Raw genomic sequence first — 12,909 nt, 5'->3', positions numbered from 1 at the left:
CTGATTTGCGACTGCTACGCAGCCGAACGGGGGCAAGCCCCCTCGCCACAATTAATCAGCGGCTCTGCGCATTGCGAATCGAAACCTGGTCATTCAACGTCCAGAAGTCATACAACACTCCCAGAAAGAACAACCCGCCCGTGACCAGGTACAGCAACCCGCTGATCCACTTTCCCTGATACATCCGGTGCACACCGAACACCCCCAGGAATGTCAGCAGGATCCATGCAACGTTGTATTCGATAGGTCCGGCGGTAAAGCGCAGGTCCGCTTCACGATCCATGGCCGGGATCAGGAACACGTCGATCAACCAGCCAATACCCAGCAAGCCCAAAGTCAAAAACCAGATCGTCCCGGTCACCGGCTTGCCGTAATAGAAGCGGTGAGCCCCGGTAAAACCGAAAATCCACAGCAGGTAACCGATTACTTTGCTGTGCGTGTCTTGCGGTGAAACGGGTTGTCGATAGGTGTTCATGGATAGCCTCGATTCACGCGATAGAGAAATATTCTTGAATTCTTTGTGACTTTTTTACAGGCAGCCGACATACGGCAAATGCTACCTTCACTTCCGTCAAAGCCCTGTACCGCCTGACTTGTGTCAGACAATTGCGTCCTTTTTTCGCTTATTTGGTTCCGTTGACCCCAAGGTTGAATCGACCAACGGCCTCGGAAGGGCCAAAAAAGCTGTTATAAAGTTGCGCGCCAACCCATACGAGCCTTGCCTAATGCGTCCATTTTTCAAGACATGGCTAACCATTTGCCTATTATTGCCCCTGGCCGCCCACGCCACCAATCGTGAGCAACGTCTTCCCAACGTTAATGGTTACACCCCCAAATCCCATGCTTCTGCTCCTTCGAGCAAAAACCATCAGGCCGTAAAACGCTCCCCCCATCTGAGCAGTGCCAATGGCAAGCCAGTCCCGTCGATGGCGACCAGGGAAAGCAGCAACGTGTTGAGCCGCGCGGTAAACGTCCTCGGTACGCCTTATCGTTGGGGCGGCAGCAGCCCAAGTAAAGGCTTCGATTGCAGCGGCCTGGTGAAATACGCGTTCAACGACGCCACCTTCGACCTGCCACGTACCTCCAACGCCATGGCCAGCGGTCACGGCGAGAAAGTCGACCGCAATGATCTGAAGCCAGGCGACCTGATTTTCTTCAATATCAAGAGCCGTCGGGTCAATCACGTTGCCATCTACCTGGGCAACGACCGCTTCATCCACGCCCCACGCCGTGGCAAGTCGGTGAGCATCGACACCCTGAAGAAGCCGTATTGGGATAACCACTACGTGGTTGCCAAGCGGGTTCTGCCGAAAGAACCGAATCAACTGCGCGTCGTACAGCGCTGATCCGATTGTGGCGAGGGGGCTTGCCCCCGTTGGGCCGCGGAGCGGCCCCAAAACCTGCCACCAAGCGTTACTAGAAAGACCGCATCGCCCGAGTTTGCGACTGCTTCGCAGCCGAACGGGGGCAAGCCCCCTCGCCACAGGTCGCGCTCCAACCCTCAAAAATTATCCGGCGACCGCGCCTTCTCCCGCGCATGCTCGCGACTGATCACGCCCTTGGTCACGAGATCCTTCAAACACGTATCCAGCGTCTGCATGCCCAGCGACCCTCCGGTTTGAATCGACGAGTACATCTGCGCCACCTTGTCTTCACGGATCAGGTTACGGATCGCCGAGGTGCCGAGCATGATCTCGTGGGCAGCAACCCGCCCGCCGCCGATTTTCTTGATCAATGTCTGGGACACCACCGCCAGCAACGACTCGGAGAGCATCGAGCGCACCATCGACTTCTCGTCACCCGGAAACACGTCCACCACCCGGTCGATGGTCTTCGCCGCCGAGGTAGTGTGCAGCGTGCCAAACACCAGGTGGCCGGTCTCTGCGGCGGTCAACGCCAGCCGAATGGTCTCCAGGTCACGCATCTCCCCCACCAGAATCACGTCCGGGTCTTCACGCAAGGCCGAGCGCAGGGCTGTGGCGAAGCTGCGGGTATCGCGATGGACTTCACGCTGATTGATCAGGCATTTGCGCGATTCGTGGACGAACTCGATGGGGTCTTCGATGGTGAGGATGTGGTGATGGCGATGATTGTTCAGGTAATCGATCATCGCCGCCAGCGTGGTGGACTTGCCGGAGCCGGTCGGGCCGGTCACCAACACCAGACCTCGGGGGGATTCGGTAATCTTGCGAAACACTTCCCCCATGCCCAGGTCGTCCATGCTCAGGACCTTCGACGGAATGGTCCGGAATACCGCGCCCGCACCACGATTCTGGTTGAAGGCATTGACCCGAAAACGCGCCACGCCGGGCACCTCGAAGGAAAAGTCGGTTTCAAGATGCTTCTCGAAGTCCACCCGCTGGAGGTCGTTCATGATGTCGTAGATCAGGTCATGCACTTCCTTGTGGTCCAGGGCTGGCAAATTGATGCGTCGCACATCGCCATCGACACGGATCATCGGTGGCAGACCGGCGGACAGGTGCAAGTCGGACGCGCCCTGTTTGGCGCTGAAAGCCAGCAGCTCAGTGATATCCATAGCGCTCCTCAATTCCAGTAGAATGCCGCGAACCTTCAGACCGCTGGCGCCTCTTGATGTCCACGATAGCAGACAACATTCTTCAGGTTAGTTCACGCATCCAGGCAGCAGCCAAAGCCGCCCACCGCGATGAGAACAGCATCCAGCTGCTGGCCGTGAGCAAAACCAAGCCCGCCGAGGCCCTGCGTGAAGCCTATGCCGCCGGGCTCCGCGACTTTGGCGAAAACTACTTGCAGGAAGCCTTGGGCAAACAGCTCGAATTGGCCGACCTGCCCTTGATCTGGCACTTCATCGGCCCCATTCAATCGAACAAGACTCGTGCTATCGCCGAGCACTTCGACTGGGTGCACTCCGTGGATCGTTTGAAAATCGCACAACGCCTGTCCGAACAACGCCCCGTCGATTTGCCACCCTTGAACATCTGCATCCAGGTCAACGTCAGTGGTGAAGCCAGCAAATCCGGCTGCACCCCGGCCGACCTGCCCGCCCTGGCCAATGCCATCAGCGCGCTGCCGCGTTTGAAACTGCGCGGCTTGATGGCGATTCCCGAGCCGACTGAAGATCGCGCCGCCCAGGACGCCGCCTTTGCTGCCGTGCAGCACCTGCAGGCCAGCCTGAACCTGCCACTCGACACACTCTCCATGGGCATGAGCCACGACCTCGAGTCGGCCATCGCCCAGGGCGCCACTTGGGTCCGCATCGGTACGGCCCTGTTTGGCGCCCGCGATTACAGTCGACCATGAACATGGCTGACTCACCTCTCTATAAGGACCTGACATGAGCAAGACTCGTATTGCCTTTATCGGAGCCGGCAACATGGCCGCCAGCCTGATCGGCGGCCTGCGCGCCAAAGGTCTGGACGCCGCGCAGATCCGCGCCAGCGATCCGGGTGAAGAAACCCGCGCCCGCGTGCACGCCGAACACGGCATCGAAATGTTTGCCGACAACGCCCAAGCCATCGAGGGCGTGGACGTAATCGTGCTGGCGGTCAAACCCCAGGCGATGAAAGCCGTTTGCGAAGCCATCCGCCCAAACCTCAAGCCGAATCAGCTGGTGGTGTCGATTGCGGCCGGCATCACCTGCGCCAGCATGAACAACTGGCTGGGCGCCCAACCCATCGTGCGCTGCATGCCCAACACCCCGGCTCTGGTGCGTCAGGGCGTGAGCGGTTTGTATGCCACGACCCAAGTGAGCACCGAGCAACGCCAGCAGGCGCAAGAGCTGCTGTCGGCCGTCGGCATTGCTTTGTGGCTGGACGAAGAACAGCAGCTGGACGCGGTCACCGCCGTTTCCGGCAGCGGCCCGGCCTATTTCTTCCTGCTGATCGAAGCCATGACCGCCGCAGGCGTGAAGCTCGGCCTGCCACCCGAAATCGCCGCACAATTGACCGTGCAAACCGCGCTGGGCGCTGCACACATGGCAGTCGCCAGCGATGTCGACGCCGCTGAACTGCGTCGCCGCGTGACGTCGCCTGCGGGCACCACGGAAGCGGCGATCAAGTCGTTCCAGGCCGGCGGTTTCGAAGCCCTGGTGGAAAAAGCACTGGGCGCCGCCGCGCACCGCTCGGCCGAGATGGCCGAACAACTGGGCAAATAAGGAGCCTTACATGATTGGATTGAACACTGCAGCGATTTACGTGCTGCAAACCCTCGGCAGCCTGTACCTGCTGATCGTGCTGCTGCGTTTCGTGCTGCAACTGGTGCGCGCAAACTTCTACAACCCGCTGTGCCAGTTCGCCGTGAAAGCGACCCAGCCACTGCTCAAACCACTGCGCCGGATCATCCCGAGCCTGTTCGGCCTGGACATGTCCTCGCTGGTGCTGGCGATTCTCGTACAACTGGCGCTGATGGCCCTGACCCTGCTGCTGACCTTCGGCACCACCGGCAATCCGTTGCAATTGCTGATCTGGTCGCTGATCGGCGTAACGGCGCTGTTCCTGAATATCTTCTTCTATGCCTTGATCATCAGCGTGATCCTGTCCTGGGTCGCACCGGGCAGCCACAACCCCGGCGCCGAACTGGTGAACCAGATCTGCGAGCCAGCCCTGGCACCGTTCCGCAAGATTCTGCCAAACCTCGGCGGCCTGGATATCTCGCCAATCCTGGCATTCATGGTGCTCAAGCTGATCGACATGCTGGTGATCAACAACCTCGCGGCCTTGACCATGATGCCGCAAATCCTGCGTCTGCTGATCTGACCCGGTGAGCTACTTTCGCTGGGACGGTGATGACCTGATTCTGGAATGTCACCTGCAACCTGCGGCCCGCAGCGATGATTTCTGCGGGCTGCACGGGGATCGCCTGAAGATCCGCCTGACCGCACCGCCGGTCGAGGGCAAGGCCAATGCGTACCTGATGGCGTTTCTGGCCAAGGCGTTCGGCGTTCCAAAGAGTCAAGTGAGCTTGATCAGCGGAGAGCTGAACCGGCAGAAGCGGGTGCGGATTTGTTCGCCGAAGAAGTTGCCGGAGTTGCCGGATTTAACGCGTCCAGCAGGTTGACCGCGTCATCGTTCATCGCGGGCAAGCCACGCTCCCACAGGGTACGCATTGCCGTGTGGGAGCGTGGCTTGCCCGCGATGGCCGCGCCTCGGTCTGACGGGAAAGCAATCAGGCCCGGCCTTTGCTTGCCGCTAGCCACAGCGGTCTTTAGACTTACGCCTCATTTCAACGAGAGCAGGGTCGATGCCAGCTGCCTTCCCCCCCGATTCTGTTGGTCTGGTGACGCCGCAACTGGCGCACTTCAGTGAACCCCTGGCCCTGGCCTGCGGCCGTTCGCTGCCAGCTTATGACCTGATCTATGAAACCTACGGCACGCTGAACGCCACGGCGAGCAATGCCGTGCTGATCTGCCATGCCTTGTCCGGTCACCATCACGCCGCCGGTTTCCACAGCCCCGATGACCGCAAACCCGGTTGGTGGGACAGCTGCATCGGCCCCGGCAAACCGATCGACACCCACAAATTCTTCGTGGTCAGCCTGAACAACCTCGGCGGTTGCAACGGTTCCACCGGCCCCAGCAGCATCAATCCGGAAACCGGCAGGCCGTTCGGCGCCGACTTCCCGGTACTGACCGTGGAAGACTGGGTGCACAGCCAGGCACGCCTCGCCGACCTGCTCGGCATTAGCCAATGGGCAGCGGTGATCGGCGGCAGCCTCGGCGGCATGCAGGCCTTGCAGTGGACCATCACCTACCCGGACCGCGTGCGGCACTGCCTGGCCATCGCCTCGGCGCCGAAACTGTCGGCGCAGAACATCGCGTTCAACGAAGTCGCACGCCAGGCGATCCTCACCGACCCGGAGTTCCACGGCGGTTCGTTCCAGGAGCACGGGGTGATCCCCAAGCGCGGGCTGATGCTGGCGCGGATGGTCGGGCACATCACCTACCTGTCCGACGATTCCATGGGCGAGAAATTCGGTCGCGGCCTGAAGAGCGAAAAGCTCAACTACGACTTCCACAGCGTCGAGTTCCAGGTCGAAAGCTACCTGCGGTATCAGGGCGAGGAGTTTTCCGGACGTTTCGACGCCAACACCTACCTGCTGATGACCAAGGCGCTGGATTACTTCGACCCGGCGGCGAATTTCGACGATGACCTGGCGAAAACCTTCGCCAACGCCCAGGCCAAGTTCTGCGTGATGTCCTTCACCACCGACTGGCGCTTCTCCCCTGCCCGCTCGCGGGAGCTGGTGGACGCGCTGATGGCGGCCAGGAAAGACGTCTGCTACCTGGAGATCGACGCTCCGCAAGGCCACGACGCCTTCCTGATTCCGATCCCGCGTTACTTGCAGGCCTTCAGCAATTACATGAACCGCATATCGCTTTGAGGAAGACATGAGAGCCGATCTGGAAATCATCCAGGAATGGATCCCCGCCGGCAGCCGCGTGCTCGACCTCGGCTGCGGTGACGGCGAGTTGCTGACCTGGCTGCGTGACCACAAGCAGGTCACCGGTTATGGCCTGGAAAACGACCCGGACAACATTGCCGAGTGCGTGGCCAAGGGCATCAACGTCATCGAGCAGGACCTGGACAAGGGCCTGGGCAACTTTGCCAGCAACAGCTTCGACATCGTGGTCATGACCCAGGCCCTGCAAGCTGTGCATTACCCGGACAAGATCCTCGACGAAATGCTGCGGGTCGGTCGCCAGTGCATCATCACCTTCCCCAACTTCGGCCACTGGCGCTGCCGCTGGTACCTGGCGAGCAAGGGCCGGATGCCGGTTTCGGAGTTTCTGCCGTACACCTGGTACAACACGCCAAACATTCACTTCTGCACCTTCGAAGACTTTGAAGCGCTGTGTCGCGAACGTGAAGCCAAGGTCATTGATCGACTTGCCGTGGATCAACAGCATCGACACGGGTGGGCCAGTAAGCTATGGCCTAATCTGTTAGGTGAGATCGGCATCTATCGCGTCAGCAGCCCCGGTCTGCCGGACCACAAGGTCGCGGTCTGAATCACGACACTTCGAGGAGAATGATCATGGGTCGTCTAGCGCTGTTTGTACTTACTGCCTGCCTGAGCGTCACCGCCATGGCCGCCGATGTCATCAAAGGCGAACGCCAGGAAACCTTCGGCGACGTGACGGTGCACTACAACACCTTCAACTCGACATATCTGACACCGGACATCGCCAAGGCAGCCGAGCTGACTCGCAGCAAAAACCTGGGTGTGATCAACGTCTCGGTACTCAAGGACGGCAAACCGCAAACGGCGCAAGTCAGCGGGACGGTCAAAGACCTCACCAGCCAAAGCGTCCCATTGAAGTTCAAACAAATCACCGAAACAGGCGCGGTCTACTACATCGCCCAGTATCCGGTGGATCAGCAGGAAATCCGCACCTTTGAAATCAAGGTGCAGACCGGCGACAAAATCAACACCATCAATTTCAACCAAGAGCTTTTCCCCGGCGAATGATGAATTTCACGCAACTCGTACTGGCCAGCCATAACGCCGGCAAACTCAAGGAACTCCAGGCCATGCTCGGCGAGTCGGTGCACTTGCGCTCGATCGGCGAGTTCAGCAGCATCGAGCCTGAAGAAACCGGCCTGTCGTTCGTCGAAAACGCCATTCTCAAGGCCCGCAATGCCTCGCGCATTTCCGGTCTGCCGGCATTGGCCGACGATTCGGGGCTGGCGGTGGATTTCCTCGGCGGTGCGCCGGGTATCTATTCGGCCCGTTACGCTGATGGCAAGGGCGATGCGGCGAACAACGCCAAACTGCTCGACGTCATGAAAGACGTGCCACAAGCCGAGCGCAGCGCACAATTCGTCTGCGTATTGGCGCTGGTGCGTCATGCCGATGATCCGTTGCCAATCCTTTGCGAAGGTCTGTGGCATGGGCGCATCCTGACCCAGGCCAGTGGTGAACACGGTTTCGGCTACGATCCGCTGTTCTGGGTGCCGGAACGCGAGTGCTCCAGCGCCGAGCTGAGCTCGAGCGACAAGAACCAGATCAGTCACCGCGCCCGTGCAATGGATCTGCTGCGCCAGCGTCTGGGCCTGAAATGACCGTTGAATCCTCCACGTCGCCGCTGATTTTCGGCGGCGCGCAATCGCCTCGGGCGGCCCTGCCAGTGCTACCGCCTCTGGCGTTGTACATCCACATCCCGTGGTGTGTACGCAAATGCCCTTATTGCGACTTCAACTCCCACACCGCCAGCCCGGTGCTGCCGGAACAAGAGTATGTGGACGCCTTACTGGCCGACCTCGATCAGGACCTGCATGCGGTCCATGGTCGCGAGCTGAGCTCGATCTTCTTTGGTGGCGGTACGCCGAGCCTGTTCAGCGCTGAGGCGTTGGGCCGTTTGCTCAAGGGTGTCGAGCAACGCATTCCGTTTGCCAGCGACATAGAAATCACCCTGGAAGCCAACCCCGGGACGTTCGAGCAGGAGAAATTCCGTGCCTACCGGGCGCTGGGCATCAATCGCCTGTCGATCGGTATCCAGAGTTTCCAGGAAGAGAAGCTCAAGGCCCTGGGGCGGATTCACAACGGCGATGAAGCCGTGCGGGCCGCCGGCATGGCCCGTCAGGCTGGCTTCGACAACTTCAACCTGGACCTGATGCACGGCTTGCCCGATCAGTCTCTGGACGACGCTCTGAGCGACCTGCGCCAGGCCATCGCCCTGAAGCCGACGCACCTGTCCTGGTATCAGCTGACGCTGGAGCCGAACACGGTGTTCTGGAACCAGCCGCCGACGCTGCCGGAAGATGACGCCCTGTGGGACATTCAAGAGGCCGGTCAGGCGCTGTTGGCCGAGCACGGTTACGCGCAATACGAAGTTTCGGCCTATGCCCAGCCCGGCCGTCCGGCGCGGCATAACCTCAATTACTGGAGTTTCGGCGACTTCATCGGCATCGGCGCCGGTGCCCACGGCAAGCTCAGTCATCCGGACGGGCGCATCGTGCGCACCTGGAAGACCCGTTTGCCGAAGGATTACCTCAACCCGGCCAAAAGCTTCAAGGCTGGCGAGAAGGCGCTGACCAATGAAGAACTGCCGTTCGAGTTCCTGATGAATGCCTTGCGCCTGACCGAGGGCGTCGAAGCACGGTTGTATCCGGAGCGCACCGGGATGCCCCTGGAAAGCCTTGCCGAAGGCCGCCGCGAGGCCGAACAAAGTGGCTTGTTGCAGGTCGAACCGTCACGTCTGGCGGCCACGATGCGCGGACAACTCTTTCTCAATGACTTGCTGCAGACTTTTCTGACATAAGGAAATCGAATGGATCTGGTACTCGACCTGCTCGCCACCGTGTCCCGCTGGAGCCGTAGCAACCTGTCGGAAATCTCTCTGGCGCTGGTGGGCTGCCTGCTGGTGCTGTTTGGCGCCTACCTCAAGGGCTGGGTCGACCAACGCCTGGGCAGCATCGCCGGCGCCTTGCGCATCCCGCTGATGGCCCTGCTGTGCATGGTCGGCAGCGGCGTGGCGCTGATCTATGCCACGCCATGGATCATTAAAGGCCTGAGCCAGTTCAACAACTACAGCCTGGCACCGGTGTTGTTGGTGGTGCTGGTGTTGATTGGCGTCGTAGCCGACCGCCGCTAAATTCGAATAGCACACAAAACAATGTGGGAGCGGCGGTGCGACGATTCGACTTGCCCGCGATGAGGCCATAACATTCAACCTCTGCGTTGATTGTTAGACCGCTATCGCGGGCAAGCCCGCTCCCACAGTTTTTACAGCGCCGTACTTAAGCCAGTTTTTCGAACTTCAGATCCCACACGCCATGCCCAAGACGTTCGCCGCGGCGTTCGAACTTGGTGATCGGGCGTTCGGCCGGGCGCGGTACGCATTTGCCGTCTTCGGCGAGGTTGCGATAGCCCGGGGCGACGCTCATCACTTCCAGCATGTACTCGGCGTACGGTTCCCAGTCGGTGGCCATGTGCAGCACACCGCCGACCTTCAACTTGCTGCGCACCAGCTCAGCGAACGACGCCTGAACGATACGACGCTTGTGATGACGACTCTTGTGCCACGGGTCCGGGAAAAACAGCATCAGGCGGTCGAGGCTGTTGTCGGCGATGCAACGGTTGAGCACCTCGATCGCGTCGCAATCGTAGACACGCAGGTTGGTCAGGCCCTGAGTCAGCACGCCATTGAGCAGCGCGCCGACACCCGGACGGTGAACCTCAACGCCAATGAAATCCTGCTCCGGCGAAGCCGCGGCCATTTCCAGCAGCGAATGGCCCATGCCGAAACCGATTTCCAGCGAGCGTGGCGCGGAGCGACCGAACACCTGATCGAAATCCACCGGTGCATCGGCCAAAGGCAGTACGAACAGCGGAGCACCCTGCTCCAGACCACGTTGCTGGCCTTCGGTCATGCGCCCGGCGCGCATCACGAAACTCTTGATGCGGCGGTGTTGGCGCTCTTCGCCTTCTTCCTGCTGGATAGGCGTGTCGTTTGATTCAATCATCAATGGCTCTTACTTGATCAGACCATCCAGCGGCGAAGAGGCGCTGGCATAGAGTTTTTTCGGCATACGACCGGCGAGGTAGGCCAGACGACCTGCCACGATGGCGTGTTTCATGGCTTCGGCCATCATGATCGGCTGCTGGGCATGGGCGATGGCCGAGTTCATCAGCACCGCTTCACAGCCCAGCTCCATGGCGATGGTGGCGTCGGACGCAGTACCGACACCGGCATCCACCAGCACCGGAATTTTCGCTTCTTCGAGGATGATCTGCAGGTTGTAGGGGTTGCAGATCCCCAGGCCGGTGCCGATCAGACCAGCCAGCGGCATGACCGCGATGCAGCCGATTTCCGCCAGTTGACGGGCAATGATCGGGTCATCGCTGGTGTACACCATCACGTCGAAGCCTTCCTTGACCAGCACTTCGGCGGCCTTGAGGGTTTCGATCACGTTGGGGAACAGGGTTTTCTGATCCGCCAGCACTTCCAGCTTCACCAGGTTGTGGCCGCCAAGTAGCTCACGGGCCAGGCGGCAGGTGCGCACAGCCTCAGTAGCGTCGAAGCAACCGGCGGTATTCGGCAGGAAGGTGTAGCGATCCGGCGACAGGACTTCGAGCAGGTTCGGTTCGCCCGGGTTCTGGCCGAGGTTGGTCCGGCGCACGGCGAAGGTGACGATCTCGGCACCCGAAGCCTCGATGGCCAGGCGGGTTTCTTCCATGTCACGGTATTTGCCGGTGCCTACCAGCAAACGCGACTGGTAAGTACGACCGGCCAGGACGAAGGGCTTGTCGCTACGAACGATGCTCATGGGAAATCCTCTGTTGGGGTGAGGTTCTTGCACAATGATTCTGTGGCCTCTCGGGCCCGGCGACTAGCCGCCGCCGATGGCGTGCACGACTTCTACGGAGTCACCATCATTTAGAGTGGTTGCTGCGTGCTGGCTGCGCGGGACGATATCCAGATTGAGCTCGACCGCCACCCGGCGCCCGGTCAGTTCCAGACGGGTCAGCAGGGCCGCAACGGTTTCACCGTCGGGCAGTTCAAGGGATTCGCCGTTCAATTGAATGCGCATACCGAATGCCGCCATCATTTTTAGGGGCAGGCATTCTAGCCCGATCAGTCAGGCCGACCCAAGCCATTCGTCTTGAAACCCGATCCTACAAACGCCAGGCGGCAAGCCCCAGGCAAACCCAGCCGACCAGAAACGCCAGGCCACCGAAAGGTGTAACGATCCCGAGCTTGCTGACGCCCGTCATCGTCAGCAGGTACAAGCTGCCGGAAAACAACACAATGCCAATGGCAAACGACGCGCCGGCCCAGGTAATCAGACGACCGGGAATCTGTGTCGCCAACAGCGCCACACCCAGTAACGCCAGGGTATGCACCAGCTGATAAGTGACGCCCGTGTGGAAAATCGCCAAATACTCCGGCGTCAGGCGGCTTTTCAGGCCGTGGGCGGCGAATGCGCCCAAGGCAACGCCGGTGAAGCCGAAGAAAGCGGCCAGCATCAGAAAGCCACGCAGCATGAAGAACTCCAGTCAGACTCGATCAACAGGGTCTGTATAATGGCCGGCTCAACGGGTTCGGCCAAGCCATCTCTATGCTGCAGTTAATTTTCCACCGCCTCACAAAGGCCCTGCTCTGGTTCGCAGTCGGCAGTGTTTTGCTGGTTCTACTGTTTCGGGTGGTGCCGCCACCGGGAACGGCATTGATGGTCGAGCGCAAGATCGAATCCTGGTTCGACGGCGAACCCATCAACCTGCAACGCACCTGGAAGCCTTGGAATGAAATCTCCGACGACCTGAAAGTCGCGGTGATTGCGGGTGAAGACCAGAAGTTTCCCGAACATTGGGGCTTTGATTTCAGCGCGATTCAAGCGGCGTTTGAGCATAACGAGCGTGGCGGCTCGATTCGCGGCGCCAGCACCCTGAGCCAGCAAGTGTCGAAAAACCTGTTTCTGTGGTCTGGCCGCAGCTGGCTGCGTAAAGGCCTGGAAGCCTGGTTTACCGGGTTGATCGAAGTGTTCTGGCCCAAGCAGCGAATTCTTGAGGTGTACCTCAATAGCGTTGAGTGGGATGAAGGCGTGTTTGGCGCCGAAGCGGCGGCCCGGCATCACTTTGGCGTGGGCGCTGGTTCGCTGTCCCGACAGCAGGCAAGTTTGCTGGCGGCGGTACTGCCGAACCCGCGGGTGTGGAGCGCCAGCCATCCGACTTCTTACGTAGCAAGGCGTGCCGGGTGGATTCGCCAGCAGATGAATCAATTAGGCGGTGACAGTTATCTGCTCGACCTCAACGATTCGCGCCGGGCGCCGTGGGCTCAATAACCGCTCACGATTTTTCGGGCACTACAGAACCCTGTGGGAGCGGGCTTGCCCGCGAAGGCGTAGTATCAGTCGACATCAATGTTGAATGAGCAGCCGTCATCGCGGGCAAGTCGGATCGCCGCACCGCCGCTCCCACAGGGGCCAAGGT

General features: G+C 60.2%; 18 protein-coding genes. 12 read left to right on the top strand and 6 right to left on the bottom strand.

The window, feature by feature from the left end:
• Window positions 1–55: 55 nt before the first annotated feature.
• The gene (locus J3D54_RS10250; RefSeq protein ID WP_253417827.1) at window positions 56–475 is read right to left on the bottom strand and encodes a TM2 domain-containing protein; all 420 of its coding nucleotides are present in this window, start codon (window positions 473–475) and stop codon (window positions 56–58) included.
• Window positions 476–725: 250 nt separating this feature from the next.
• On the opposite strand from J3D54_RS10250, the gene J3D54_RS10245 reads away from it, so the two are divergent.
• Window positions 726–1,346, top strand: coding sequence for a C40 family peptidase (locus J3D54_RS10245; protein WP_253417825.1), 621 nt, complete (start codon window positions 726–728; stop codon window positions 1,344–1,346).
• Between the two features lie 155 nt (window positions 1,347–1,501).
• On the opposite strand, the gene J3D54_RS10240 is transcribed toward J3D54_RS10245, so the two are convergent.
• Window positions 1,502–2,536 carry a type IV pilus twitching motility protein PilT gene (locus J3D54_RS10240; protein WP_253417823.1) on the bottom strand — a complete coding sequence of 345 codons (1,035 nt, stop codon included), beginning with the start codon at window positions 2,534–2,536 and terminating at the stop codon, window positions 1,502–1,504.
• 56 nt (window positions 2,537–2,592) lie between these two features.
• Between J3D54_RS10240 and J3D54_RS10235 the strand changes: the two genes are divergently transcribed.
• From J3D54_RS10235 to J3D54_RS10190, 10 genes are all read left to right on the top strand, one after another.
• Window positions 2,593–3,279, top strand: coding sequence for a YggS family pyridoxal phosphate-dependent enzyme (locus J3D54_RS10235; RefSeq protein ID WP_253417821.1), 687 nt, complete (start codon window positions 2,593–2,595; stop codon window positions 3,277–3,279).
• A 34-nt stretch (window positions 3,280–3,313) separates the two neighbouring features.
• The gene (proC, locus tag J3D54_RS10230; protein ID WP_253417818.1) at window positions 3,314–4,132 is read left to right on the top strand and encodes a pyrroline-5-carboxylate reductase; all 819 of its coding nucleotides are present in this window, start codon (window positions 3,314–3,316) and stop codon (window positions 4,130–4,132) included.
• Between the two features lie 10 nt (window positions 4,133–4,142).
• Complete coding sequence (locus tag J3D54_RS10225) at window positions 4,143–4,733, top strand: YggT family protein (protein WP_019580613.1); 591 nt, start codon at window positions 4,143–4,145, stop codon at window positions 4,731–4,733.
• 4 nt (window positions 4,734–4,737) lie between these two features.
• A complete protein-coding gene (locus J3D54_RS10220; protein ID WP_253417815.1) occupies window positions 4,738–5,034 on the top strand; it encodes a DUF167 domain-containing protein in 297 nt (98 codons plus the stop codon).
• A 183-nt stretch (window positions 5,035–5,217) separates the two neighbouring features.
• A complete protein-coding gene (locus tag J3D54_RS10215) occupies window positions 5,218–6,357 on the top strand; it encodes a homoserine O-acetyltransferase (RefSeq protein WP_253417812.1) in 1,140 nt (379 codons plus the stop codon).
• A 7-nt stretch (window positions 6,358–6,364) separates the two neighbouring features.
• On the top strand, window positions 6,365–6,985 hold the full coding sequence (metW, locus tag J3D54_RS10210; RefSeq protein WP_007939351.1) for a methionine biosynthesis protein MetW: 621 nt from the start codon (window positions 6,365–6,367) through the stop codon (window positions 6,983–6,985).
• A 26-nt stretch (window positions 6,986–7,011) separates the two neighbouring features.
• Complete coding sequence (locus J3D54_RS10205; RefSeq protein WP_253417810.1) at window positions 7,012–7,446, top strand: DUF4426 domain-containing protein; 435 nt, start codon at window positions 7,012–7,014, stop codon at window positions 7,444–7,446.
• The gene (rdgB, locus tag J3D54_RS10200; RefSeq protein ID WP_253417808.1) at window positions 7,443–8,039 is read left to right on the top strand and encodes an RdgB/HAM1 family non-canonical purine NTP pyrophosphatase; all 597 of its coding nucleotides are present in this window, start codon (window positions 7,443–7,445) and stop codon (window positions 8,037–8,039) included. Before J3D54_RS10205 ends, rdgB begins: the two co-directional genes overlap by 4 nt.
• Window positions 8,036–9,238 (top strand): radical SAM family heme chaperone HemW, encoded by a 1,203-nt coding sequence (gene hemW, locus J3D54_RS10195; RefSeq protein WP_253417806.1) that lies wholly within the window; start codon window positions 8,036–8,038, stop codon window positions 9,236–9,238. The genes rdgB and hemW overlap by 4 nt, the downstream gene beginning before the upstream one ends.
• 9 nt (window positions 9,239–9,247) lie before the next feature.
• Window positions 9,248–9,571 carry a DUF3392 family protein gene (locus tag J3D54_RS10190; protein ID WP_253417804.1) on the top strand — a complete coding sequence of 108 codons (324 nt, stop codon included), beginning with the start codon at window positions 9,248–9,250 and terminating at the stop codon, window positions 9,569–9,571.
• A 145-nt stretch (window positions 9,572–9,716) separates the two neighbouring features.
• Here the strand turns inward: J3D54_RS10190 and trmB are convergent, their stop codons facing one another.
• The 4 genes from trmB to J3D54_RS10170 all read right to left on the bottom strand — a co-directional run bounded on the left by trmB (window position 9,717) and on the right by J3D54_RS10170 (window position 11,964).
• On the bottom strand, window positions 9,717–10,442 hold the full coding sequence (gene trmB / locus J3D54_RS10185; protein ID WP_253417802.1) for a tRNA (guanosine(46)-N7)-methyltransferase TrmB: 726 nt from the start codon (window positions 10,440–10,442) through the stop codon (window positions 9,717–9,719).
• A 9-nt stretch (window positions 10,443–10,451) separates the two neighbouring features.
• Window positions 10,452–11,246, bottom strand: a complete 795-nt coding sequence (locus J3D54_RS10180) for a thiazole synthase (protein WP_007897902.1) — start codon at window positions 11,244–11,246, stop codon at window positions 10,452–10,454.
• Window positions 11,247–11,309: 63 nt separating this feature from the next.
• Complete coding sequence (thiS, locus tag J3D54_RS10175; protein WP_253417800.1) at window positions 11,310–11,510, bottom strand: sulfur carrier protein ThiS; 201 nt, start codon at window positions 11,508–11,510, stop codon at window positions 11,310–11,312.
• A gap of 85 nt (window positions 11,511–11,595) precedes the next feature.
• Window positions 11,596–11,964, bottom strand: coding sequence for a DUF423 domain-containing protein (locus J3D54_RS10170; protein ID WP_253417797.1), 369 nt, complete (start codon window positions 11,962–11,964; stop codon window positions 11,596–11,598).
• A gap of 74 nt (window positions 11,965–12,038) precedes the next feature.
• Here J3D54_RS10170 and mtgA point away from each other — a divergent pair, with 74 nt between their 5' ends.
• Complete coding sequence (gene mtgA, locus J3D54_RS10165; RefSeq protein ID WP_253417795.1) at window positions 12,039–12,761, top strand: monofunctional biosynthetic peptidoglycan transglycosylase; 723 nt, start codon at window positions 12,039–12,041, stop codon at window positions 12,759–12,761.
• Window positions 12,762–12,909: the final 148 nt, after the last annotated feature.

It is taken from the genome of Pseudomonas sp. GGS8 (genome assembly GCF_024168645.1).
Taxonomy (GTDB): Bacteria; Pseudomonadota; Gammaproteobacteria; order Pseudomonadales; family Pseudomonadaceae; genus Aquipseudomonas.
This window is presented reverse-complemented; position numbering and strand designations above follow the sequence as displayed.